Below are 23,193 nucleotides of genomic sequence, written 5' to 3'. Positions count from 1 at the left end.
AATTCATTATAAGGTATGGTCCCATGCCCACTGACTTCGTCGGCCCCATTTCGACCTTTGACGGGATCTTCAATCAAACCGTCGCCTTTTACATGATCCGGTATGACAAGCAGGGGCAGTTGCTCTCGCCCCAGTCGCTGGACCACCTGATGGCCCATGTGGTGAAGGAAAAGATCACCGATGTGCTGTTTTACAGCCATGGCTGGAACAATGACTTTCCGACCGCCAAGGCACGGTATGAGGCGTTTTTAACCGGCATCAGCGATACGGCAAAGGCGCATCCGCATGTGCTGCGCCCGGAGGTCAAGCCGGTGTTTGTCGGGGTGATCTGGCCCAGCACCATCCTTGTCTGGCCCAAGGATCAGGCGCCCGACATTCTGGCGACATCGGAGACAGAGGATTTTGGCGAAATGCTGGCGCTTCTGTCGCCTGAAACCCGCGCCGAGGTGGCGTTGGCGCTGAAAGACGGCAAGGCCGTGGACAACAGTCTGGCGCGCAGGGTTGCCGAAGATCTGGCGATGACCCTGCCAAACACCGAAGACGAGGTGGACAGCACGCCCTACAGCGCACAAGACCTTCTGGAGGCTTGGACTGCCGTCAAGAACAGCGAAGCTGGCACCGCGCCGCCTGCGGGTGGGTTTTCCGACTTCGGCGCGCCCGCCCCGGATGGCGATGTGGCGATGGCTGGCGTCTTCCGCTTTGATCCGCGCATGATCCTGCGCGCGGCGACGGTGCTGAAGATGAAGGACCGGGCCGGGGTTGTCGGCAAGAACGGCGTTGCGGACACGCTGAAGCGTCTGTTGCAGGAAACCGATGCCCGGCTGCATCTTTTTGGCCATTCCTACGGTGCCAAGGTCGTTACGGCGGGGCTGCTGCACGCGGGGGCCGCGCGCAAGGCGCAAAGCGTCACGCTGTTCCAGCCAGCGATGAACCATCAGGCGTTTTCGCCCGATGTGAACGGCCAGCCCGGCGCCTGTCGCCCGGTTCTGTCGCGGGTGGAGCGCCCGGTCATGGCCACATACTCGAACAAGGATGTGCCGCTCTATCGTATCTTCCATCTGGTCTGTCGCCGCGCAAAGGATCTGACCGAGATCGCGGCGGCGGGCGCTGTCAGCCGTTATGCCGCGCTTGGCGGTTATGGTCCGCAGACGCTGGCCCCCGGCGAGTCTGCAATCATCGCTCTGCCCGATGCCGGCGCGGCTTTTGCGCCGCAGCCCGGCGCGGTGCGGCTTTTGGGGTTGAATGGCGCGAACGGGATCGACGGCCATGGCTGTGTGAACAACGCGCGGACATGGTGGGCCGCGCTGAATCAGCTGCGTTAGCGCCATGGCGATGATGCTGCGCAACGAGAATGACCTTGCGACGTTGCGCTGTGGGGTGCGCCTGTCCGGTGATGCGCCGGTCATCGTGACGCAAGCCTATATCGGAGCCGAGGTGCTTGGCCCCGAAGTGCTGACGCCCCTGTCAGCGATGGGCGGATCGCACGACTTGCCCGAGCGGATCGGCGCGCAAGTGGTAGCGCTTGATGCCGAGGCCGCGCCCGGTGCGCCATTGTGGCTGCAAACCGATCGCAATGCGCTTCTTGCGGCGCTTTACCCGTGGGAGGCGGTGTTGGCCGCACGCACCGGCCGCTCGGTGCTGCGCATTCCGAACTTCCTCAAGAACCCGTGGCGGCCCAAGTTGCGTTTCCGGCTGGCGATTTGTGCAACAGGCTCACCGGATTTGCACGCGGCGCTGTCGCGCACGCTCACGGCGCTGGGAACAGCCCGGCGGGACATGCTGCCGCTGATCGAGATCACGGTTTTTGCCGATGCGGGCTCCCGCGCCTCTCTGTCGGGTCTGGTTGACGATCTGGTGCGCACCAAGGGGGTTGCGATCACCTTGCCGGATCCGGACGACAGCAGCGAGGCTGCGGTGGCGCACGGTCCGCTCAATCCCTGGCTGGCATGGATTGCAACCCATCATGCCGGAGCCGGGGTGGATGCGGTGCAATTCCTCTGCCCGGGCTTTTCCGCAGGGGGCCGGGGGGCGCTTGCCCTGACGCAATCGCCCTTGGGTCGCGGGGCGGCGGACGGGGTGGATTTTGTCGAGATCGACGCGCTGGCCGCGTTCTACGACCGGCTCGGCTGTGCGATTATGGGCTTCACGCCGCTTGGTGCTGCGACCCGCACCGAGGGCATTCACCGGCTGGTGCATGAGCTTGCCTGGCTGCGGCCCGGCCCGATCCTGATCGACGATACAGACCGCCCGATGGATATGCTGGCCGCGCTGTGGCGGACGTTGCTGGTGGGCGAGGGGCTGGACGCATCTGCCCCTCTGGCGCTGCCCTGTTATCTGCATCCCGCGTTGACCGTGGCTTCCGACGCGACCGAGGCGTTGTATGCGCCCGATGTGACCGGCGACCGGATCCTGAGCTTCGGGGCACCTATGACCGACCGGGCCTTGCCAAAGGGGCAGATCAAATGGCTTTTCGATCCGCCAGAGGGCGGGCGGACCACAGGCTCTGCCCGTTTCAGCGACGAAGTGCGCCGCAGCCCCGCCGATGCCCTGAAAGGGCGGATTCTGGACGGGCAGCGCGCGCGCCTGTCATCGGCCACACCGCGCAGCGATCTGGATCAGGCGCGTGACCGGGGCGCGCAGGCTGCGCTCGATTTTCTGGAAAAGGTCATCAAACCATGAGCGGCGTGCTGGTGACCATTCGCGGCACAGCCGATGCTTCGGGCGCATTGCGCCATGATTTCACGGTGCAATCCTTTGCGGGCACGCTGCCCGAACGGCTGGATGCCGTGCTGGTGGAAAGCCCGGATGACCCGCCCTTTGCCGCGCTTCGGCAGATGGCAAGCGACCCGATGCAGGACACCGAATGCCTGACGGCGGCGGGTGGGGCTTTGCTGCATCGGTTGCGCCAGCATGGCAACGGGGCGCAGGCGCTGGACGGATCGTTTCAGGCCCCGGCGGGCAGCGCCGAGCGCGAGGTGCGGTTGCACATTCCGCTGATTCTGGATCAGCCACACAATCTGCCGTGGGAACTGTTGTGGGACGCGGGCAAGGGGTTTCTCGATCTGTCGCAGGGCCTGCCCGTGCTGCGCGTCATCCGGGTGCCCGAAACGGCCACGCGCCCCACCGGGCGGCTTGGCCCCGAGGGGCTGAGCGTGGTGGCAGTTCTGGCCGCGCGCGGGATCGACGCTTTGTGCGAATATACGGCACTCGTGGCCGCGCTGCGGGGCTATGGCCATCCGTGGCGGCTGCGGGTCTATAGCCCGGATGACAGCGTCGCCACGGCCATCACGGCGGCGGCCGATGGCCGGATCACGCATCACCAAGTGCCGACAACCGCCGCCGCGCTGCTGCGCGAGGTGTCGCAGGCGCAGCCGCAGATCGTGCATCTGTTCTGTCACGGGATTGCGCATCCGGGTGGCGGGGCGGTGCTGGAGGTGGCGACGCTGCTGTCGGCGGCAGGCGGGGCGGCGCTTGAACTGTCATCCGTCGATCTCTGTTCCCACCTGCCGGCCACGGCCTGGCTGGTGACGCTCAACGCCTGTTCCAGCGCGGGCGCGCCCGAGGGCTCTCGGTCGGTCGCGGCGGAACTGGTCTCGGCGGGGGTGCCTTTCGTGGTGGGTATGCGCGAACCCGCCGAGGCGCGCATCCTGCACAGCTTCACGCGCGGCTTTCTGTCCGATGTGGTGGCGCGGATCGGCACGGTGCTTGCGCATAGCAACGCACAGGAACTGCGGCTGGTCGGCAGCATGCGTGCGGGGCGCGAGGCGATCCGGCAGCATTTCGCGCAGGTCGGCGTCGATGTGACGGCGCGGGTGAAGGATTGGTCGCTGCCCGTGTTCTTCACGCGCCCGGATCCGTTTTTCCTGACGCCGGGGGATCCGGGGGATCCGCTGAAACTGGCCGAATTGCAGACGCAGCGGCAGGTCCTGGCGGAATTTCTGGCAACGCAAGCCGCAACGCTGGAGGCCGGGGCTATCGGCGCGATTGCGCAACGGATCGCCGCGCTGGATCGTCAGATCGGAGACCTGTCATGACCCCGCTGCCCTGGCCCGGAACGCTGCAGATCAACGCTTGGGCCGGGCCTGCGGCGCAGAATACCAGCGCGGTTGCCGCAGATCTTCGATCCCGGCTGCTGGCGGCGAATACACCGCACCGAAGCCGCCTGCTGGCCCCGGTGCCGGTCGATCCGCGCAACTGGCGTGACCCTCGGGTCGGCTGGGGGCTGGTGCTGCCGGATGATGCGCGGCCCCCCGGCCCCGGCAAGGCTGGGCTCTGGCCCAGCGATCCCGAACCGCTTGCGGCGCTGCTGGCGGCGCGGGGCGGCACCGTGCTGCGCTGGACGCCCGAGGGGCTGCCCGCAACCCTGCGTCGTTACCATGAGGATGGCAGCTGGCAAGACATCAGCTGGCAGGCGCAGCATTACGGCAATAGTGCGGGCCAGATTCCGCGCTATCTGCTGATTGTCGCGCCGCCCTCCATCATCCCTTGGCGGGTGCAATATGCGTTGCAGTTCCACCATTTCACCGGGCGGCTCGATCTGGCGGGAGTGGCGCTGGAAAACCATGTCGAGGCCTTGCTGAGCGACTGGCGGCAAAGCAGCGCCGATCCGCTGGCCCAGCTGTTGTGGGCAGTGGTGCATGATGCGGCGGATATCACCGCGCTGTTGCGCGCCTCGGTCACGGCGCCGCTTGCGGAAAAGCTGCGGGACGATGGCGACTATACCCTAGATTTCCTGACCGATGACCGCGGCACCGCAGCCGGGCTGATTGCAGCATTGGAGCGCGGCACCCCGGCGCTTGTGGTGACTTCCAGCCATGGGGCCACGCATCCGCTGGGCGATCTTGCCGTGATGCGCGCACAGCTTGGGGCGCCGGTGGACCGGGGCCATGCTGTGCTCGATCCGCAGGCTGTGCTGGCGGGCTGGTCGCCAGACGGGGCGATCTGGTATGCGCATGCCTGTTGCAGCGCCGGGGCCGATGGCACAACAAGCTTTGGCAGCTATGTAGGACCGGATACCGATGTGGGCCAAATCTTGCGGCGGGTCGCGGATTGCGGCGCGATGACCGCGCCGCTGCCCTGCGCGCTGCTGGGGGCGAAACGGCCTCTGCGCGGTTTCATCGGCCATGTCGAGCCGACCTTCGACTGGACCCTGCGCGCGCCCGACAGCGGCCAGTTCATGACCATGCCACTGATCGAGGCGCTTTATGCCGGGTTGTTTTCCGGCCAGCCGATGGGCATGGCGCTGGATGCCTGTCGCCGTGCCAGCGCCAGCCTGACCGGCAGCTATGCCCATGCGGTGGAGGAACTGGCGGCAGGGGCCGCCACCCAAGGCGCGCTGCTGCGCATGCAGCTTGCCGCGAAAGACTGGGACGCGCTTGTGCTGCTGGGCGATCCTGCGGTGACCATCGCGCAGCCCCGGCCCATGGCCTAGGGACAGGGCGGACTGGGTGCTGCGCCAGAAGGGTCATTTCCTGATGGCCGCCGGGTGCAGAACCCCGCCCGATTGCACGGCAGGAGGATCAGTCCATCCCGCGCGGGCCCGAGCGTTGCAATCCACCACAATGACGGGGATGCCTGCCGCGCCGACCTGCCAGCCCGCCAACAGCGCCACATCCGGTTCGGCGGCGATGGCCGCGTCGATCAAGGAGGTGCCGGTTTCGGTGTTGCCAACCTCGCAGCATCTCGATCTGCGGATAGATGGCCTTGTAAATCTCCCATTTCATCGGATGCCATCCCGCCTGCGCGGGTGATGGCGATGTAATCTTCGTATTTAGGACGCAGGTGCCTTGTGCGGCTGATGCCAGCAGACACCGGCTATTCCGGCACCAGCCGGGCCAGAATGGCCTCGACATCATCCAGATAGGCGGTCCAGGCGCCGTCTTCGTCGATGCCGTTGATGCGCATCAGGAACAGGCCCTCCACCGCAAGAAAGGCCACACGGGCAGCCTGCGCCTCGGGGGTCATGCCGCCAAGGCGGGCGAAGATGCCGTGATACCAGTCGCGTGTTTCGCGCAGGTTTGCCGGATCCTCCAGATAGCCAACCATCAGCCCGGCCATCTTGGCATTCATCGCCTGTTGCGAGCTCCGCGTTGCCGCGATGTAACGGCGGACGAAGCCGACGGGATCCTCTGTGCCTTCGCCCTCCAGCATCGCATCGAACTGGCTGGTCCAGCGGTCGATCAGGCCGCGCACCAGATCATCCCGCGAGGCGAAGGAATATTGCACCCCGCCCTTCGAGATCCCCGCCGCCTGCGCCAATGCGCCGATGGTCAGCGCGCCCGCCCCGCCGCTGCGCACAATTTCTTCTGCCACATCCAGCAGGCTGTCGCGGGTGATCGTCGGCTTTCTACCCATAAAGTCTTCCGTCAGCTCTCTGTGGCATTGCAATCCATACGTATGTATTTATATCTGCCCCTACAAGCGACTCTCAGGTGAAACATGGCGATCCGTCAACCCGATACAAAACGCTGGCTGGTGCTGCTGGCCGTCATGCTGGCCTTTCTGCCGGTGGTGCTGGACATGACCATCCTGCATGTCGCCGTGCCGACGCTGACCCAGGCGCTGGGGGCGTCCAGCACGCAGGTGCTGTGGATCATCGACATCTATCCGCTGCTGATGGCCGGGCTGCTGGTGCCGATGGGCACGCTGGCCGACCGCATCGGCAATCGGCGCATGTTGCTGACGGGCCTGACGATTTTCGGCATCGCCTCGGCGCTTGCGGCCCTGGCGCCGAATGCGCCGATGCTGATCCTGACGCGGATCCTGCTGGCGCTTGGCGGCTCGATGATCATGCCCTGTGTGCTGGGCATCATCCGCCGCACCTTTGAAGACGAGGCCGAGCGCGGCATGGCGCTTGGGCTCTGGGGCACGGTCGGCGCGGCAGGGGCGGCGGCGGGGCCGCTGATCGGTGGCGCGTTGCTGGCGCATTTCTGGTGGGGATCGGTTTTCCTGATCAACGTGCCGGTGATGCTGATCGTGGCCCCGGCGTGCTGGTTCCTGCTGCCCCGCCGTGAGGCGACCAGTTCGGGCCATTGGGCCATCGGGCAGGCGCTTTTGCTGATCGCTGGCATGATCTCGGTCGTTTATGCAATCAAGGCCGGGGCTGCCGCCAAGCATCCCTTGGCCGTCGTGCTGCTGGTGCTGGCCTTTGGCGCGGCGCTGCTGGCGCTGTTTGCCCGCAAGCAGTTGCGTGCGGCCCAGCCGATGCTGGATCTGTCACTGTTCGCGCATCCGGCCATCGTGGCCGGGATGATCATGGCGATTGTGGCCTGCGGCGCTTTGGCGGGGGTAGAGCTGACCCTGGCGCAAGAGCTGCAATATGTGCTGGACAAGACGCCGCTTCAGGCCGGGATCTTCATGATCCCGATCATGGCAGCGGCGGCTTTGGGCGGGCCTGTCGCGGGCTGGCTGTCCAGCCGGTTCGGGCTGCGGCTGGTGGCCTGCCTGTCGATGGCGGTTTCGGCTCTGGTGCTGGCCTGCCTTGCCTTCACCGATTTCCACAGGCCGGGGCTGGTGGTGCCGGGGCTCCTGGCCTCGCTCGGTCTGGCACTGAGCATCGGCCTCACCGCATCCTCCATCGCGATCATGGGCGCTGTCGAGGCCAGCAAAGGCGCTGCCGCCGGGTCGCTGGAGGCCACTGGCTATGAGCTGGGCACCGGCCTTGGCATCACGCTGTTCGGAGTGTTCATGGCGAATATCTTCGGGCGCACCTTTACCCCGCCCGAGGGGCTGTCGCCGGAACTGGCCGAACAGGCGGCGCGGTCCATCGGCGACAGCTATCTGGTGGCGCAGCAACTGTCCGCCGACCAGGGTGCCGCGGTGATCGCAGCGGGAAAGGCGGCCTTCACCCAGACCCATTCGGTGCTGCTGTCAACCGCAGCGGCCCTGATCGGCGCGTTGGCTCTGCTGGTCTTTTTCCTGCTGGCCCGCAGTTCCAGGACAGCCGGGGCGCATCAGACGGAGTGAGGCCGCGCCCATCCCCTCAGGCGCGGCAGCGGCCGAGGGTTTCGCGTGGGGTTTCGCCGAAGGTCCGGGCGTAAAGCTGCGCAAATCGGCTCAGGTGAATGAAGCCGGTTTCCAGCGCGATTGAGGTGACGGTTTCACCGGGGCGGGCGGCGAGCAGCCGGACCCGGGCCAGATCCAGACGGATACGGCTCAGCACAGCGCGCGGGGGCAGGCCGTAGACCTCCTGAAAGCCCAGTTGCAGGCTGCGCAGGCTGACCCCGACCGAGGCAGCCAGATCGGGCATCGACAGGGCTTCGTCGCAGCGGGCGCGCATGATCTCCTCGGCCTGGCAGACGCGGTGCCAATCCGGCAGGATGCGCCGCGTGCTGGATGTGGCCAAGGGGGTGCCCAGCGTCTCGGACAGCAATTCGTCGATCAGAGTGCCCAATTCGGCGGCCACCCGCAGCGGCAGGGCGCGTATGCTCTTGCCGCAGGTATCAACCATCAGCACCGGCAGTGATTGCGCCAGATAGCGCGCAACCGGCATGGTCAGCACCGCGAAATCGGCATTCCGCAGGCCCTGCAACGCTGCCTGCATCTGCAAGCGGTTGGCCGAAACCTGCAAGGTCACCGCCTGAAACCGGCCTGTGCGATCCGACACGGCTCTGGTCTGCCGCTCGGTCGGGCGCAGCATGGCGAACTGGCCGACATCAATGCGATGGCCCTGCCTGCCAAGGCCGACCTCGAGCCGACCGGCCAGCGGCAGCAGAAAGGTGAAATTGGCATCCTCGTGCAGCCAGACCTCATGCCCGCCCGACATGACCCTGCCGATGGAAAACCCCTGATCGTTGACCGAAAGCAGATCTGTGCGCAGACAGCCATTGTCACCGCACAGATCCAGGATGCGGCTGGTGCGGAACATGATGGAACTTGCTTCGGTGTGCAGGTCGCGCTTGTGGATCACGTTTGTTCTGACGCTGTTGCGGAAGCTTGCATGTTCCATGCTTCACCCACGCGCTTGCATCGCGCAGCCTGCGTGCCGCTGTCCGAGGTCAGGCCCAAACATCGCTGTGACCATGTGAAAGAAAAACAATGATGCGAAAAGAAGATCGAGAACCGGATACCCATTTTCGGGTGCAGGCCTGCGCGCGGCATTCCGAAATCACTCACCTGAGGTTGAAGGTAAAACCCCGTCTTCACCTGTCAACCCTTTCCCGCAGCAGGCTGCGCCCTTGCGACAAATCGCCTTGAAATCACGCAGGATGCGGCGGTTGCGTCCCAATTGCGCATTGTGGATAGCGGCGACCGGGCCGGGTGCCTAGGCTGCCTCCAGTGTCTGGCAGATCACCGCCGCCCGATAGGCCGGTTCCGGTAGATGGCAGCACCTGACGGATCATATCACCAAGGAGTTATGGCATGAAATCCTGTGTTTCAGTCCTCGGCATTGCCGCGATTTGCCTGCATCTGGGGGTGGCTCCGGCTGTGGCAGAGATGAACGACGACGAAAAGGCCGCCGCCGCCATCGCCATTCTGGGCATTGCCGCGCTCGCGCATCACAAGCATCACTACAAGGACGGCTACAGGCCCGGCGACGATGTTGAAACGGCAGAGTTCGAGCGCGGTTATCGCGACGGTCTGCATGGTTATGCCTATTGGGAATACAGCCAGACCCGCGGTTATGTCGAAGGCTATACCGCCGGCGAGAACGAGCGGAAGAACAGCGTCGCGCATCGCCGCCAAAGCGCCGATCTGAGGGCGCCGCCCATGGCCTATTCGGGCTGCGCGGGTATCGTTGCGCAGAATTTTGCAGTGGGCAAACACCACGTCCATTTCGTCAAGGCCCGGTCGCCGCAGAAGCATGAATGGGAGATCGAGGCAACGGTTGGCCATGAACACATGGTCTGCAAGATGCGGGATTCGGGTGAGGTGATCGAGCTGCGCGGCGGCAAGCTCTGACACCGCGCCAATGCGGCGCTTGCCGCCATGGGCCGAAAACCCAGCTTTCCGGGTGGGTATGGTTCCGCCCTCCGACTGATGACAGGTGACAAGATGCTGACACTGCGGCCCCTCGCGACCCTTGCCATGGTGCTGGGCCTGTTCTGGCCCGGCGGGACCCTTGCGCAAGAAACGGTGCCCTATACCACCAAGGCCGGGATGCTGGCCATCGGCGCAGACCCTGAGCGGCCCGAGATGGAATTCTTCCATGTCGCCTACACGATGGACGGGGCCGACAAAACCACCCGCCCGGTGACCTTTCTGGTCAATGGCGGCCCGGGCGGAGCCAGTATCTTCCTGCATGTGGCGGCCATCGGCCCCTTGACCATCGCCACGGCGGGCGACGGCTCTTTCCCGCCGGTGCCTGCCCGGCTGGAGCCGAACCCCGACAGCTGGATCGGCTTTACCGACCTCGTGTTCATCGACCCGGTCGGCACCGGCTATAGCCGCATGTTGCCGCGGACCGATGGCACGCCGGGTGATCCCAAACCCTATTACGCGGTGGACAGCGACATGCAGTCCATCGCCTGGTTCATCCGTCAATGGCTGACCGAGAATGACCGCTGGGCCTCGCCCAAGGCGCTTGCGGGTGAAAGTTATGGCGGGCAGAGGGTGGCCGGGCTCACCCGGATTCTGGCGCAGAGCTATGGCATCAACCTGAACCGGGCGGTGCTGATCTCGCCCGCGCTGCACGCCGAGATTGCCGAAACCCGCTATTCCATCCTCGGGCCGGTCACAATGTTCCCGACACAGGCGGCGATTGCCGCCCATTATGGGCTGAACGAGCAGCCCAAGGGCACTGAGGCCCTGCCACAGTTCGAGGAATTCGCACTGACCACCCTGACGACCGGGCTGGTGAATTTGGGCCGCACCGATGCTGCCGGGCAGGAGGCGTTCTTTGCCAAGGTCGCGCAGATGACCGGGCTGGAGCCGAGCCTTGTTGCCCGCGAACGCGCCCGCGTCGGCGACCAGATGTTTGCCGCAACCCTGCTGCAAGACAAGGGCCTGCTGCTGGACCGCTATGATGGCACCATCGCCACCGAGAACCCGATCCCCGAGGTGCCCGGGCTGAACACCTTTGACCGCTCGCTGGCCGTGCTGACCGGCATCCTTCAGCCGCCGTTCATGGACCATCTGCGCAATGATCTGGGCTACAAGACCAGCCGGGACTATATTGCGCTGAACATCGACGCCAATCTGCAATGGGATCGCGCCTCCGGCAGTGGCGGGCCGGATGATCTGGCCATCGGGCTGGCGCAGAACAGTGACCTCAAGGCGCTGGTCGTGCATGGGATGCACGATCTGGCCACGCCCTATTTTCGCACACGCTATATGATCGAACAATCCACGGTCACGCCAGAGGCCCGCGAACGGCTGTTCTTTGGTGTCTATCCCGGCGGGCATATGTTCTATCTTCAAAAGGCCAGCCGCGCCGAATTCGCCGCGGATGTGCGCCAGTTCTATGCGGGGATCAACTGATGCGCGCCCTTGCCCTGGCCCTGCTGCTGGCCTCTCCCGCCGTTGCACAAGAGACCGCCGGTCCGCTTGCCGCCGTGCAGGTGGCCCGGCTGCGCCCGCTGGACTTCGCGCCCTTTTCTGCGGCGCTGGAGGCGCTGCCCGCCGCTGCCGGTCGTGACGCGGCGCTGATGCGGGCGGATATATCCGATCTGCAACAGGCAATGGCGGCGGGCGAGGTGTCCTCGGAAGCGCTGACGCTCTGGCATCTGGCCCGCATCCGGCGGCTGGATGACCGGCTGCGCGGTATGCTGGAGCTGAACCCCACCGCACTGGACGAGGCCCGCGCCGCCGATGCGCGCCGGGCGGCGGGCCAGAGCCTTGGGCCCCTGGATGGCATTCCGGTCAGCCTCAAGGACAATATCGCAATGGCCGCCCCGATGCACACCACGGCCAATGCCGCGATCCTGCTGGATCATGTGGCCCCGCAGGACGCAGCACTTGTGACGGCCCTGCGCAAGGCGGGTGCCGTCATCATCGGCAAGACCAGCCTGTCGGAACTTGCGGGCGTGGTGGCGAGTGGCACACCGTCGGGCGGCAATGGCGCGGTGGGCGGGCAGGGGGTCAACCCGTTGGGGCCTTGGCCGACCTATGGCTCCAGCTCCGGCTCGGCCATCAGCGTTGCCGCGCAGTATGCAGTGGTCAGTATCGGCACCGAAACCGCAGGTTCTCTGGTGGCCCCGGCGGGGGTGATGAGCCTTGTCGCGATGAAGCCCAGTGCCGGGCTGGTCAGTGGCGAGGGGGTGATCCCGCTGATCCGCAGCAATGACGGGGCCGGGCCGATGGCCCGCAGCGTGCGCGATGCGGCACTGCTGCTGGCCGCTGCCGATACGGCAGAGGTGGATTATGTGGCGGGGCTTTCGCCGGAGGCGCTGACCGGCATCCGGGTTGGCGTGCTGGCGCAGGATATGGCGCAGGCGGGCGATCTGGCCGGGGCCAGCACCCGCACCGGCGCGACCCTTGCCATGCTGGGGGCCGAGATGGTGCCGGTGACGCTGGATGACCCAAGCGGCACCGTCATGCAGTTCTTTGCCTATCTTGGCGCGGGCATGCGCTTTGACATGATGCCCGCCATCACGGCACTGCGGCCCGAACTGGCAAGCCTTGAAGACCTGATCGCCTGGAATGCAGCCGATCCGGGTGCGCGCATCCCCTTCGGGCAGGATCTGCTGACCGCCTATGCCCCTTTGGCGAAAGGCTTCACATTGCAAGACCACGCGGACATGACCGTCGACATGACGGCGGCAACCACGGCGGCGCTGGACCGTGCCTTTGCGGCGGCTGGCGGCGTCGAGGTGCTGGTGGGCATGGCGAACCTGCAATCGCCCTTCTATGCCACGGCAGGGTATCCGGCGATCACCGTGCCGATCGGCCGCAAGGACAGTGGCGAGCCGGTCGGCGTGACCCTGATCGGCAAGCGCGGGCAGGATGCCCGGCTTCTGGCCTATGCCTACGCCTTTGAACAGGCGACCCTTGCCCACATCGCCGCCGATCTGCCATGACCCGCCACCCGAAAGGCCTCCCATGCCCGCCCCCGCTCTGTTTCTGCTGATCCGCTTGCCCTTGCTGGGCGGGGGTGGCTGCGCGATGGTCGGTCAGGGTGTTTACGCTCCGGTGATTGTTCCCGCTGCGTCAGACGGCGAGGCTCAGGCTTTTCCGGGCCGCCGATTGCTCGGCCAGATCCAGCAGGTGTTGCAGGGCCGCGCCGCGGTCGAAGCTTGGCTCGGCCGGGCCTTCGCCCCGGATCGCCGCGATGAAGCGCGTGTAGATATTGGGCACTTCGGGGCAATCCACCTCGTGCCATTCGGCGCTGACCAGATCGGCGGTGCGGCAGATGCGCAGCCGCGAAGTGTTGCGTTCGAACTGCACCTCCAGCCCGCCTTTGGTGCCATAGAGCCGCAGCTTCAGGTCATTGTGATGGCCCGAAGCAAAGCGCGTTGCCGCCACGGTGCCAAGTGCGCCATTGCTCAGGACGATCTGCATCGTGGCGCTGTCATTGGCATCCAGCACATAGTCGCCGATCCGCCCGCCCGCCGCCTTGTCGAAGGTCGCCAACCGGCAGGAGACTTCGGTCGCCTCAAGGCCCGCGATGAAAGTGGCGAAATCGAGGATATGGATGCCCACATCGCCCAGCACACCCTTCGACCCATGCGCGGTGGACAAGCGCCAGAGCCATTGGCTTTCCTTGTCCCAGGCGCCCCAGGCATCCTGCGTCAGCCAGCTTTGCAGATAGCTCGCCTCGAAATGCCGGATCTCGCCAATCTCGCCCGCCCGCACCAATGCGGCGGCCTGTTGCAGCGCCGGAACATTGCGATAGCTGAGGTTCACCATGTTCACCACGCCCGCCTTGCGGGCCGCAGCGGCCATGGCATCGGCATCGGCGGCAGCAGTGGCCAGCGGCTTTTCGCACAGCACATGCTTGCCCGCCGCGAGGAAGGGCATGGTGGTCGAGAAATGCGCCGCATCGGGCGTCACATTGGTGACGGCATCGAAGTCGCCCCATTCCAGCGCGGCCTCAACCGAGGCGAAGGAGTTGGGAATGGACCATTTTTCACAAAAAGCGGCCAGCGGTTCGGCCCGCGCGTCAACACCGCCCACAAGCGTAACCCCTGGCAGGGCCGAGAAGCCCTTGGCGTGATGCGCGGCCATGCTGCCCGTGCCGACAATAAGCAGGCGGGCCATCAGCGATACCCCGCTTCGCCATGGGCGTGAAGACGCGGGCCGCGCTCTTCGATCGGCTCCAGCGCCTCGGTGACCGGCGTGTTGGGCGCGACATTGGGGTCGGCGATGCGCGGCAGCGGGTTATAGGCCCAGCGGGCGGCATTGGCGATCACGCGCTGCACATTCGCATCATGGTAGGTGGGATAGGTTTCATGCCCCGGGCGGAAATAGAAGATATTGCCCGCGCCACGCCGATAGGTCAGGCCCGAGCGGAACACCTCGCCGCCGGCGAACCAGCTGACGAACACGGTTTCCAGCGGTTCTGGTACGCCGAAAGGCTCGCCATACATCTCTTCATGTTCCAGTTCGAAATGATCGGGCAGGCCCCGGGCGATGGGGTGGTGGCGGCTGGTGACCCAGAGCCGTTCCCGCTCACCCGCCTCGCGCCAGGTCAGGTTGCAGGGCGCACCCATCAGCCGCTTGAACGGTTTGGCGAAATGGGCGGAATGGAGGAAGATCATGCCCATGCCACCCCAGACGGCGTTGCAGACACGCTCGACAATCTCGTCCTCGACATCGCCATGGGCGGCATGGCCCCACCAGATCAGCACATCGGTTTCGGCCAGCTTTTCCGGCGTCAGCCCGTGATCGGCATCCTGCAGGGTGACGGTGGTGGCGGTGATGCCGTCTTCGCGGTTCAGCGCCTTGGCAATCGTGCCGTGCATCGTTTCGGGATAGACCTCGGCAACGGTGCGGTTCTTGTGTTCGTGGACGTTCTCGCCCCAGACGGTAACACGGATGGACATGGGTTTCTCCTGGTAGAGCCTGATTTTGCAGGGGAATGGTTCAGCGGACGGGCGTGCCGTCGGCATCGAAACGGTGGATATGGGCGGGGTCGGGCGACAGCCCGATGCGGCTGCCCAGCGGGATGGTCAGCTTGCCGGGCTGGCGGACGATTACAGGGGTATCGGCCCCGATCTGCACGAACAGATAGTTGTCGGACCCAAGATCCTCGGCATGGACAACCTCGCCCGACCAGCGCGCGGCGGCGGGATCGGTGACGGTGACATGTTCGGGGCGGATGCCCAGCGTGATGCAGTTTTCCGCAGCCGCAAAGGCGCCGGTCAGGAAGTTCATCTTGGGGCTGCCGATGAATCCCGCCACGAAAAGCGAATTGGGCCGCTCATACAGCTCTGCCGGGGTGCCCACCTGTTCCAGCCGCCCGTCGCGCAGCACGGCGATGCGGTCGGCCAGCGTCATGGCCTCGACCTGGTCATGCGTGACATAGATCATCGTCACGTCTTTCATCGCGTGGTGCAGATTGGCGATTTCCAGCCTTGTCTGCACCCGCAGCGCGGCATCGAGGTTCGACAGCGGTTCGTCGAACAGAAAGACCTTGGGATCGCGCACGATGGCGCGGCCAATGGCCACCCTTTGCCGCTGGCCGCCCGAAAGCTCCTTCGGCAGGCGGTCCAGCAGATGATCAATCTGCAACAGCCGGGCCGCCTCGCGCACCCGGCGGCTGATCTCGTCTTTCGACGATTTCGCCAGCTCCAGCCCGAAGGCCATGTTGTCGTAGACCTTCATGTGCGGGTAGAGCGCATAGCTTTGGAATACCATGGCGATGCCGCGTTTGGAGGGCACGAGGCCGTTGACCCGGGTGCCGTCGAACAGCAGATCGCCGGTCGAGATTTCCTCCAGCCCCGAGATCAGCCGCAGCAGGGTGGATTTGCCGCAGCCCGAGGGGCCGACGAACACCATGAACTCGCCCTTGCGGATCTCAAGGTCGATGCCCTTGATGACCTGATGCGCGCCATAGGTTTTGGTGACATTGTTCAATTCGATCTTGGCCATGGGTTCAGCCTTTCACACCGCCGGCCGTCAGGCCTGCCACGATCTTGCGTTGGAAAATGAGCACGAGGATGACGAGCGGCACGGTCACGATGACCGAGGCCGCCATGATCGGGCCCCACGGAATTTCCTGCTGGCTGGCGCCGGAAAGCAGGCCGATGGCAACGGGCACCGTGCGCGTCGTTTCGGAAGAGGTGAAGGTCAGCGCGAAAAGAAACTCGTTCCAGGCACCGATGAAGGCTAGAAGCCCGGTGGTGACCAGCGCGGGCCAGAGCAGCGGAAGAAAGACGCGGGTGATGATGATCCAGGGCGTTGCGCCATCAACAATGGCCGCTTCTTCGATCTCGACCGGCAGGTCGCGCATGAAGGTTGTCAGCACCCAGACCGTGAAGGGCAGGGTGAAGATCGTATAGGACAGGATCATCGCCCAGGGCGTGTTGAAGATGCCCAGAAAGCGGATCACTTCAAACAGACCCGCCAGCACGGCGATCTGCGGGAACATCGACACGGCGAGGATGGTCATCAACAACAGCCCGCGCCCGCGAAACCGCACCCGCGCCAGAGCATAAGAGGCGGTAACGGCAAGGAACAGCGCGCAGATCACCGTGGTGCTGGCGATGAACAGCGAATTCAGGATTGACCGCCCGAAGTTGCGCCCGCCCAGCACGGCGCTGTAATTCGACAGGTCAAAGGCCTTGGGCCAATAGTTCGCCTCGAACAGCGCCGTGCCAGTGGCAAAGCTGGTGACGATGGCATAGTAGAACGGAAACACCGAAAACAGCACGATCCCGGCGACAAGCGCATAGAAAGCCACGGTCTTGATCGGTTGCGGCATGGTCATCTGGAGGAATCTCCTGTCAGGTCCACCCGGCCCAGCCAGATGTAAAGCAGCACGAAGATGGCGATGATCGAGAACAGCAGTGTCGATTGCGCGGCGCCATAGGCGAATTTGTCGAAATCCACCATGTTCTCGCGGCTGATGACCGACATGGTCTTGGTCGCGGCAGAATTCGGCGTCAGCACATAGACCAGATCGAAGATGCGCAGACTGTCGAGCATGCGGAAGATCACGGCAACCATCAGCGTGGGCCGGATCAGCGGCAGGGTGACGCGGAAGAAAACCTTGACCGGATGGATACCGTCGATCCGGGCGGCCTCGTAAATGTCGCGCGGCACCATTTGCAGGCCTGCCAGGATCAACAGCGCCATGAAGGGCGTTGTTTTCCAGATGTCGACGATCAGCACGGCATACATGGCGGTATCGGCGCTGGCGGTCCAGGCGATCTTCTGGTCGATCAGGTCCAGCGACAGCAGCATGTCATTGATGATCCCGAACTGGTCATTCAGCATCCAGGCCCAGATCTTTGCCGAAACGATGGTGGGAATGGCCCAGGGAATGAGGATGGCCGCCCGCACAAGCCCCCGGCCCCGGAACTCGGCATTCAGCACCAGCGCCACGATCAGCCCCAGCACGGTTTCAAGCGTGACCGACACCAAGGCAAAGCGCAGGGTGTTCCACACCGCATTCCACCAGGCCGGATCAACCAGCGTGCCGCGCCAGACCGTGCGGCCCGACGACAGCGTGCGCATGGACAGGTAATTGTCGAACCCGATCCACTGGCCGCCATAAAGATCGGACAGCGTGGTATCGGTGAAGGAAAACCAGATCGTGCGCAGCAGCGGCCAGGCGGCGACGCAGATCAGTGCGGCCAGCATGGGCGCCAGAAACCAGAAGGCAGCGCGCTGGCGTTGTTGCAGAAGCGATGGCTCACCGCTGCGCAGGGGCAGGAATGTCATGGGGCTCTCCCTGTCTGGCCTCTCTGGGCCGGGACTGGGGCGGGCGGATTGCTCCGCCCGCCGGGGTTCGGCGGGATGGGAAGGATTACCAGCTCGAACCCTTTATGTCGCTCAACTCCAGCTCCAGCAGTTCAAGGTTCTCTGCGGCGGTGCCATTGCCCGACAGCGTATTGTGCACGGCCGACCAGAAGCGTGCCGAAACTTCGTTGTATTTGCCCTTGGTCGGGGCAGAGGGGCGCGGAACCGCCTGGGTGAAGACATCCTTCCACAGCGGGATGATCGGCTGCGCGGCTGCAATTTCGGCATCGTCATACAGCGCAACGATGGTGGGCAGGTTCGATTCCGATATGGCGCGCTGCTTCTGGGCTTCGGGGCCCGCCAGATACAGGGCAAGGCTGATTGCCGCATCCTGCTTGGTCGAATATTTCGAGACGGCGATGTTCCAGCCACCCAGCGTTGCCGCCGATCCCTCATGCCCGCCACCCGAGGGCAGCGGGGCCACGTCGAACAGGCCCTGCACTGCGGAATCCGTGCCATTGCCAAGGCCATAGGCATAGGGCCAGTTGCGCATGAACACGGCATTGCCGGTCTGCCACACGCCGCGCGCCTCTTCTTCCTGATAAGCCAGCACCCCGGCAGGGCTGATCGAGCCGACCCAGCCTTTCACCAGATCCAACGCCGCTGCGGCCTGTGCGTTGTTGATCGAAATGCTGCCGTCGGGTTCCACGATCTGACCGCCGCCAAAGGATTTCACCCATTCCAGCGCGTTGCAGGTCAGCCCCTCATAGGCATTGCCCTGCCAGACAAAGCCCCAGAAATCGGCCTTGCCTGCGGCGCGTTCGGCGTCCTGAATCGCGCGGGCGGTTTCGGTCAGGTCTTCCCAGGTGGTGGGAACCGGCTTGCCGTGCTTTTCCAGCAGATCCTTGCGGTAATACAGCGCGGGCGCATCGGTGAAGATCGGCAGGGCCACCAGCTTGCCACCAACCGTCTGGCTTTCGATGATCGAGGGGAAATGCTGCGGCACCAGATCCTTGGCCGGTTCGGCCATGTCGACGAAGTGGTCGGCCAGTTGCGGTGCCCAGATCACATCGGTCTGATAGAGGTCGATGTCGGCGGTGCCCGCCGCAAGCCACAGCCGGTATTGCGCAAACTGATCCGAGGTGGACGCGGGCATCGGCACGATGGTCACCGTGTGGCCGGTCGCCTGTTCCCAAGGCTGCACCAGCGTCTTGAAATTGGCGATGGCATTGCCGATGGCACCAGAGACGTAAAACAGCTCATCCGCCGGTGCGACCGATACCCCGGCCGTCATCAGAACGCCAGCCGCCACCGTTGACCGCAGTGCTGCGACCTTGAAAATTTTCTTCATGATTTCCTCCCGTTATGCTGTCTGCACGTCGCTGCTGCCGACCTGGCTCCTCCTCAAGGGCTGCAAGCTGGCGTGATCCGAAACGTTTCGGAAATATGTGCCTGATAGCGCTATCACGTCAACAGGAATTTTGGCGGGAAAGGGCTGTCTGCGCTCAGAGGGTGGTGGTGGAGGCCCGGTTGAAAAAGCTGATGCCGCCCATTTTCTGAAGCGTTTCAATCGGCTGGGCGTCAAGCGCCTTGACAAGCAGGCACGCCATCGGGCCCCAGCTTTCCTTCAGCGGGGCAGAGGTGGTGGTCAGCGCCGGAAACAGCGATTCCGCCGTGGCGCCGGGCAGGTGATCATCATGGGCCACGACCGAGACATCGGCAGGGACCCGCAGGCCAAGCGCCTGAAGCGCATCGTAAACACCCAATGCAATCAACATATTGCCTGCAATGATGGCTGTGGGGCGGCCTTGCTCTGCCTGCATCAGGCGGATGGTTTCCGTCAGGCCGAAATTGCGGTTCATCATGCCATTGCGGTGCAGATGCGGGTCACATTCAATCCCTGCCTCTGACAGCGCCGCAACATGGCCCCGGCGTCGCGATTCGACATAGGTGCGCCCCGGCACGCCATTGAGAAAGGCGATTCGTCGATGGCCGAGGCCGGTCAGATGCGCTGTCAGGAGGTGCGCGACGGCGTAATTGTCGATGTCGAAATAGGCAAAATCATTCTTGTCGCCGAGTCGGCCATGCACGACGAAGGGAACATCGCGTTTGCGCAGAAAGGCGATGCGCGGATCGTTCACCACCGGATCGGTGATGACAAAGCCATCCAGCGCCGCGCTGTCGATCAACCGGCGATGCACCGCGACCGGATCTTCCTGCGGGTTCACCACATGCAGCAGAAAATGCACATTCTGTTGCGCGAAACTTGCCGAAAGGCCGCTGATCATCTCGACAAAAACCGCGTGGCCATCTGTGCTGACGGGGGGCGGCACCACCAGACCAACCGTGCCGGATCGCCCCGTCACAAGGCGACGGGCGGAAATATTCGGCTGATACTTCAAGATCTTGGCAGCTTCCTGCACGCGGGCACGGGTCTGTTCGTTCACATCCGAATGGCCGTTCAGCGCCCGGCTCACTTGTGTGACCGAGAGACCGAGATGTCGGCTGAGATCTTTCAGTGTTGCCATCTGGGCCGCTGCCCCCTTTGATTACCAATCAGATGTCTGCCACGCGTGAGGGCAGGTCAAGCGATCCGAAACGTTTTGGGGTCTTTTTGGGTGCTAAATGCAGTCGCGGCCTTGCGGCCTGTTTTGCAGCGAAGCTCATAGAATGGCCGTTTGAGATCGGGTGCTCTTGGCAATCGGCCTGGCTATTCATCTGCGAGGGGCGTAGATTTAAATCTGGTAATAGTTATTATGTAATTTAATAAAGCTGACTATTCTCCAAAGTTTGCGCCCCTGATGCGAGGCCAGCCTGAAAAAGGCCGACCACCTTGCCAACTCAAGCATACGAGTCACGTAATCGCGCAGCGCGTGTTGGTCTTGCCGCTGCCGCTTCAGCAACGGCAGCGTTCATTTGCCCCTTGGGTGACGCGCAAGCCGCTGCACGGCTTCGGCCCGTCAGGCGAGCAGATAGCCCGCAACGATATTGCGCTGGATTTCCGAAGAACCTTCGTAAATCCGCATGATCCGCAGGTCGCGGACATAACGCTCAAGCGGGAAATCGCGGGTGTAGCCATAGCCACCGTGGATCTGCAAGGCCTTGTCGGCCACGCGCCCTGCCGCTTCCGAGGCAAAGAGCTTTGCGCGGCTGGCGGCGCTGGTGAACCGCTGACCGGCGTGCCGCTGGCGCGCGGCCTCGTGCCCCAGCAATTCAGCTGCGGCGAGATCCGTTTCCATATCGGCCAGCATCCAGCGGATGCCTTGACGGTTGGACAGCGGCTCGCCGCCAATCATCCGGGTCTTTGCCCAATCCCGCGCCGCGACAAAGGCCGCGCGGGCGATGCCGACGCACATGGCGGCGACTTCGGTGCGGCCATTGTCCAGGACTTTCATTGCGGTCTTGAAGCCGGTGCCCTCTGGGCCGACCATGTTTTCTGCCGGAACCCAGCAATCAATGTCCAGTTCCCAGACATGGCCGCCGCGCAGACCCATCGTGTGCTCGACACGGCCCGGAACAAGCCCGGGGGTTCCCTTTTCAATCACGAAGGCCGAAATCCCGCGCGCGCCCGCGTCAGGGTTGGTGACAACATAGGTCACGATGAAATCGGCAACGCCACCGTTCGAAATAAAGCATTTCTTGCCCTTGATGCGCCAGCCGTCGCCCTCGCGCGTTGCGCGGCTGCGCATGTCACCCGGATCAGAGCCGGCATTGGGTTCGGTCAGCCCGAAAGCGCCCAGAAGCGCCCCCTCGGCGGCGCGCGGCAGGATGCGGGCCTTCATCGCGTCATCGGCGCCCAGCAGGATCGAATCCGTCGCCAGATAATGCGCGGTAAGGGCCGATACGGTAGAGCCGCAGCCGCCCGCGATCATCGCCACCGCCTCGAACAAGGCGTGCGAGGAAATGTCTGCGCCGCCCCATTGCTCGGGCAGGTTCGCGCCCATCATGCCAGTTTCGGCCAGCGCCTTGATCTGCTCGTGGACGAATTTTCCGTTCTCGTCCGTGGCAGCAGCTTTCGGGATCAGGTCTTCCGCGACAAAGCGTTGGAGCATGTCGAGAAAGGCTTTCTCCGTCTCGTCCAGAAGGTGTGAATAATCAGGCAAGATCAGCTCCTTTTACGATTCCGGCTGCAAACAGGCCGGAAATTTGGGTGGCAGTGAGGCCAAGTCCTTCAAGAACCGCGCGTGTGTCACCCCCAAGCGCAGGCGCGCCCTGAACCGCCACCGGCTTGACGCCGTTGAACCGCAGCGGCTGCCCCGCGACAGGTGAGGTGCCAAGGCTATGGTGCGGCACCGGGCTCACGAGGTCGCGCATGGCAGCGTGTGGCGTTTCAAGAACCTCTGCGAGAGAGAGGATCGGCGCGGCCGGAATACCCTGCGCCAGCAATTCCGCCACCAGCACCTCGGTGGGAAACTGGCTGGTCCAGCGCTCGATCAAGGCGCGCAGTTCGGGTTCATGTCTGGTGCGCAGCTCGTCGCTTGCGAACCGCGGGTCGCTAGCAATCGTCTCGTCGCCCATGAGTTTGGCCAGCTGCGCGAACTGGCGCGCTCCGAGAACAGCAATGATCACGGCATTGTCCGCGCTCTTGAAGGCGCCAAACGGGGTTGAAAGCGGATGACGGTTTCCGGTGCGCTGAACCTTTACCCCGGCGTAGTGGTGCAGCGCATGGCTCGTTGGCAGCATGGAAACAAGGCAGTCCAGCATCGCGATATCAATCTGCACGCCGGTCTGCGCTTCGGGGGCGGCGCGTCCACGTCCGACGAGTGCGGCAAGAATCCCGACGGCTGCATAGAGCCCGGCCGCAATATCGCCAATCGCTTCGCCCGTGCGCAGCGGTCCGCCGCCCTCTTCGCCGGTAGAATCCATCCAGCCCGACATGGCCTGCACAACAACATCATAGGCCGGCATCTCTGCCAGCGGGCCTGACTGACCAAAGCCGGAAATCGACGCGAAGATGAGCGCCGGGTTCGCGGCATGCAGTGCCTTGGGGCCGATGCCCAACCGATCCGCGACGCCCGGCCGGAAATTCTCGATCACCACATCCGACACCGCCGCCAGTTGCAGGGCGATGTCGCGCGCCTCGGGTGATTTGAGGTCGAGGACAATCGACTTCTTGCCGCGGTTATTCAGCGCGAACAGGGCCGATTCACCCTCTTTGAACGGGCCGACATGGCGGTAATCGTCGCCGGCGGGCGGTTCCACCTTGATGACCTCAGCCCCGAGATCGGCAAGAATTGCGGTGCAGAACGGCCCGGCCAGAACGCGGGTCAGATCCAGTATGCGGACGCCAGAAAGCGGTTTCATTGGGCACCTGCTTCAATGGCAAAAGTTGCATCTATCAGAGGCATGACGACTCCCATTATTCATATTCTTGACGCTATTATGCACATACATAATGGTCAAGTATATTCT

Annotated in this window: 19 protein-coding genes; 8 read left to right on the top strand and 11 right to left on the bottom strand. The window is 64.1% G+C overall.

What is annotated here, in order from left to right; all coding sequences use genetic code 11:
- Window positions 1-23 precede the first annotated feature (23 nt).
- From KM031_RS19135 to KM031_RS19120, 4 genes are read left to right on the top strand one after another with little or no spacing between them, the layout of a single operon-like run.
- On the top strand, window positions 24-1,322 hold the full coding sequence (locus KM031_RS19135) for a hypothetical protein (protein WP_215505483.1): 1,299 nt from the start codon (window positions 24-26) through the stop codon (window positions 1,320-1,322).
- A 4-nt stretch (window positions 1,323-1,326) separates the two neighbouring features.
- Window positions 1,327-2,679, top strand: coding sequence for a hypothetical protein (locus KM031_RS19130; RefSeq protein WP_215505482.1), 1,353 nt, complete (start codon window positions 1,327-1,329; stop codon window positions 2,677-2,679).
- The gene (locus tag KM031_RS19125) at window positions 2,676-4,034 is read left to right on the top strand and encodes a CHAT domain-containing protein (RefSeq protein ID WP_215505481.1); all 1,359 of its coding nucleotides are present in this window, start codon (window positions 2,676-2,678) and stop codon (window positions 4,032-4,034) included. The genes KM031_RS19130 and KM031_RS19125 overlap by 4 nt, the downstream gene beginning before the upstream one ends.
- Window positions 4,031-5,431: a hypothetical protein gene (locus KM031_RS19120; RefSeq protein ID WP_215505480.1), complete on the top strand. Its 1,401-nt coding sequence runs from the start codon at window positions 4,031-4,033 to the stop codon at window positions 5,429-5,431. The genes KM031_RS19125 and KM031_RS19120 overlap by 4 nt, the downstream gene beginning before the upstream one ends.
- A gap of 383 nt (window positions 5,432-5,814) precedes the next feature.
- Here KM031_RS19120 and KM031_RS19115 read toward each other — a convergent pair whose 3' ends face one another.
- A complete protein-coding gene (locus tag KM031_RS19115) occupies window positions 5,815-6,354 on the bottom strand; it encodes a TetR/AcrR family transcriptional regulator (RefSeq protein ID WP_215505478.1) in 540 nt (179 codons plus the stop codon).
- 84 nt (window positions 6,355-6,438) lie between these two features.
- Between KM031_RS19115 and KM031_RS19110 the strand changes: the two genes are divergently transcribed.
- On the top strand, window positions 6,439-7,965 hold the full coding sequence (locus tag KM031_RS19110; RefSeq protein WP_215505477.1) for an MFS transporter: 1,527 nt from the start codon (window positions 6,439-6,441) through the stop codon (window positions 7,963-7,965).
- Between the two features lie 16 nt (window positions 7,966-7,981).
- Here KM031_RS19110 and KM031_RS19105 read toward each other — a convergent pair whose 3' ends face one another.
- Complete coding sequence (locus KM031_RS19105) at window positions 7,982-8,947, bottom strand: helix-turn-helix domain-containing protein (RefSeq protein WP_215505476.1); 966 nt, start codon at window positions 8,945-8,947, stop codon at window positions 7,982-7,984.
- A 413-nt stretch (window positions 8,948-9,360) separates the two neighbouring features.
- Between KM031_RS19105 and KM031_RS19100 the strand changes: the two genes are divergently transcribed.
- The 3 genes from KM031_RS19100 (at window position 9,361) to KM031_RS19090 (ending at window position 12,956) form a co-directional block, all read left to right on the top strand.
- On the top strand, window positions 9,361-9,900 hold the full coding sequence (locus KM031_RS19100) for a hypothetical protein (protein ID WP_215505475.1): 540 nt from the start codon (window positions 9,361-9,363) through the stop codon (window positions 9,898-9,900).
- Window positions 9,901-9,993: 93 nt separating this feature from the next.
- Window positions 9,994-11,418, top strand: coding sequence for a S10 family peptidase (locus tag KM031_RS19095; RefSeq protein ID WP_246567094.1), 1,425 nt, complete (start codon window positions 9,994-9,996; stop codon window positions 11,416-11,418).
- Window positions 11,418-12,956 carry an amidase family protein gene (locus tag KM031_RS19090; RefSeq protein ID WP_215505474.1) on the top strand — a complete coding sequence of 513 codons (1,539 nt, stop codon included), beginning with the start codon at window positions 11,418-11,420 and terminating at the stop codon, window positions 12,954-12,956. The genes KM031_RS19095 and KM031_RS19090 overlap by 1 nt, the downstream gene beginning before the upstream one ends.
- 130 nt (window positions 12,957-13,086) lie before the next feature.
- On the opposite strand, the gene KM031_RS19085 is transcribed toward KM031_RS19090, so the two are convergent.
- The 9 genes from KM031_RS19085 to KM031_RS19045 all read right to left on the bottom strand — a co-directional run bounded on the left by KM031_RS19085 (window position 13,087) and on the right by KM031_RS19045 (window position 23,085).
- Entirely contained in the window at window positions 13,087-14,136 is a 1,050-nt protein-coding gene (locus KM031_RS19085) for a Gfo/Idh/MocA family protein (RefSeq protein ID WP_215505473.1), read from the bottom strand.
- A complete protein-coding gene (locus KM031_RS19080) occupies window positions 14,136-14,921 on the bottom strand; it encodes a ThuA domain-containing protein (RefSeq protein WP_215505472.1) in 786 nt (261 codons plus the stop codon). The genes KM031_RS19085 and KM031_RS19080 overlap by 1 nt, the downstream gene beginning before the upstream one ends.
- Window positions 14,922-14,961: 40 nt before the next feature.
- Window positions 14,962-15,969, bottom strand: coding sequence for an ABC transporter ATP-binding protein (locus KM031_RS19075; protein WP_215505471.1), 1,008 nt, complete (start codon window positions 15,967-15,969; stop codon window positions 14,962-14,964).
- A gap of 4 nt (window positions 15,970-15,973) precedes the next feature.
- Window positions 15,974-16,807 carry a carbohydrate ABC transporter permease gene (locus KM031_RS19070; RefSeq protein WP_215505470.1) on the bottom strand — a complete coding sequence of 278 codons (834 nt, stop codon included), beginning with the start codon at window positions 16,805-16,807 and terminating at the stop codon, window positions 15,974-15,976.
- On the bottom strand, window positions 16,804-17,763 hold the full coding sequence (locus KM031_RS19065) for a carbohydrate ABC transporter permease (RefSeq protein ID WP_215505469.1): 960 nt from the start codon (window positions 17,761-17,763) through the stop codon (window positions 16,804-16,806). The genes KM031_RS19070 and KM031_RS19065 overlap by 4 nt, the downstream gene beginning before the upstream one ends.
- Window positions 17,764-17,848: 85 nt before the next feature.
- A complete protein-coding gene (locus KM031_RS19060) occupies window positions 17,849-19,132 on the bottom strand; it encodes an ABC transporter substrate-binding protein (RefSeq protein ID WP_246567093.1) in 1,284 nt (427 codons plus the stop codon).
- A gap of 154 nt (window positions 19,133-19,286) precedes the next feature.
- Window positions 19,287-20,309, bottom strand: coding sequence for a substrate-binding domain-containing protein (locus KM031_RS19055; protein ID WP_215505468.1), 1,023 nt, complete (start codon window positions 20,307-20,309; stop codon window positions 19,287-19,289).
- A gap of 432 nt (window positions 20,310-20,741) precedes the next feature.
- Window positions 20,742-21,884 carry an acyl-CoA dehydrogenase family protein gene (locus KM031_RS19050; protein ID WP_215505467.1) on the bottom strand — a complete coding sequence of 381 codons (1,143 nt, stop codon included), beginning with the start codon at window positions 21,882-21,884 and terminating at the stop codon, window positions 20,742-20,744.
- Window positions 21,877-23,085, bottom strand: coding sequence for a CaiB/BaiF CoA transferase family protein (locus tag KM031_RS19045; RefSeq protein ID WP_215505466.1), 1,209 nt, complete (start codon window positions 23,083-23,085; stop codon window positions 21,877-21,879). Before KM031_RS19045 ends, KM031_RS19050 begins: the two co-directional genes overlap by 8 nt.
- Window positions 23,086-23,193: the final 108 nt, after the last annotated feature.

The organism is Gemmobacter fulvus (assembly GCF_018798885.1).
Taxonomy (GTDB): domain Bacteria; phylum Pseudomonadota; class Alphaproteobacteria; order Rhodobacterales; family Rhodobacteraceae; genus Gemmobacter; species Gemmobacter fulvus.
The sequence above is the reverse complement of the archived record's forward strand: the minus strand, read 5'-3'. Positions and strand labels throughout refer to the sequence as shown.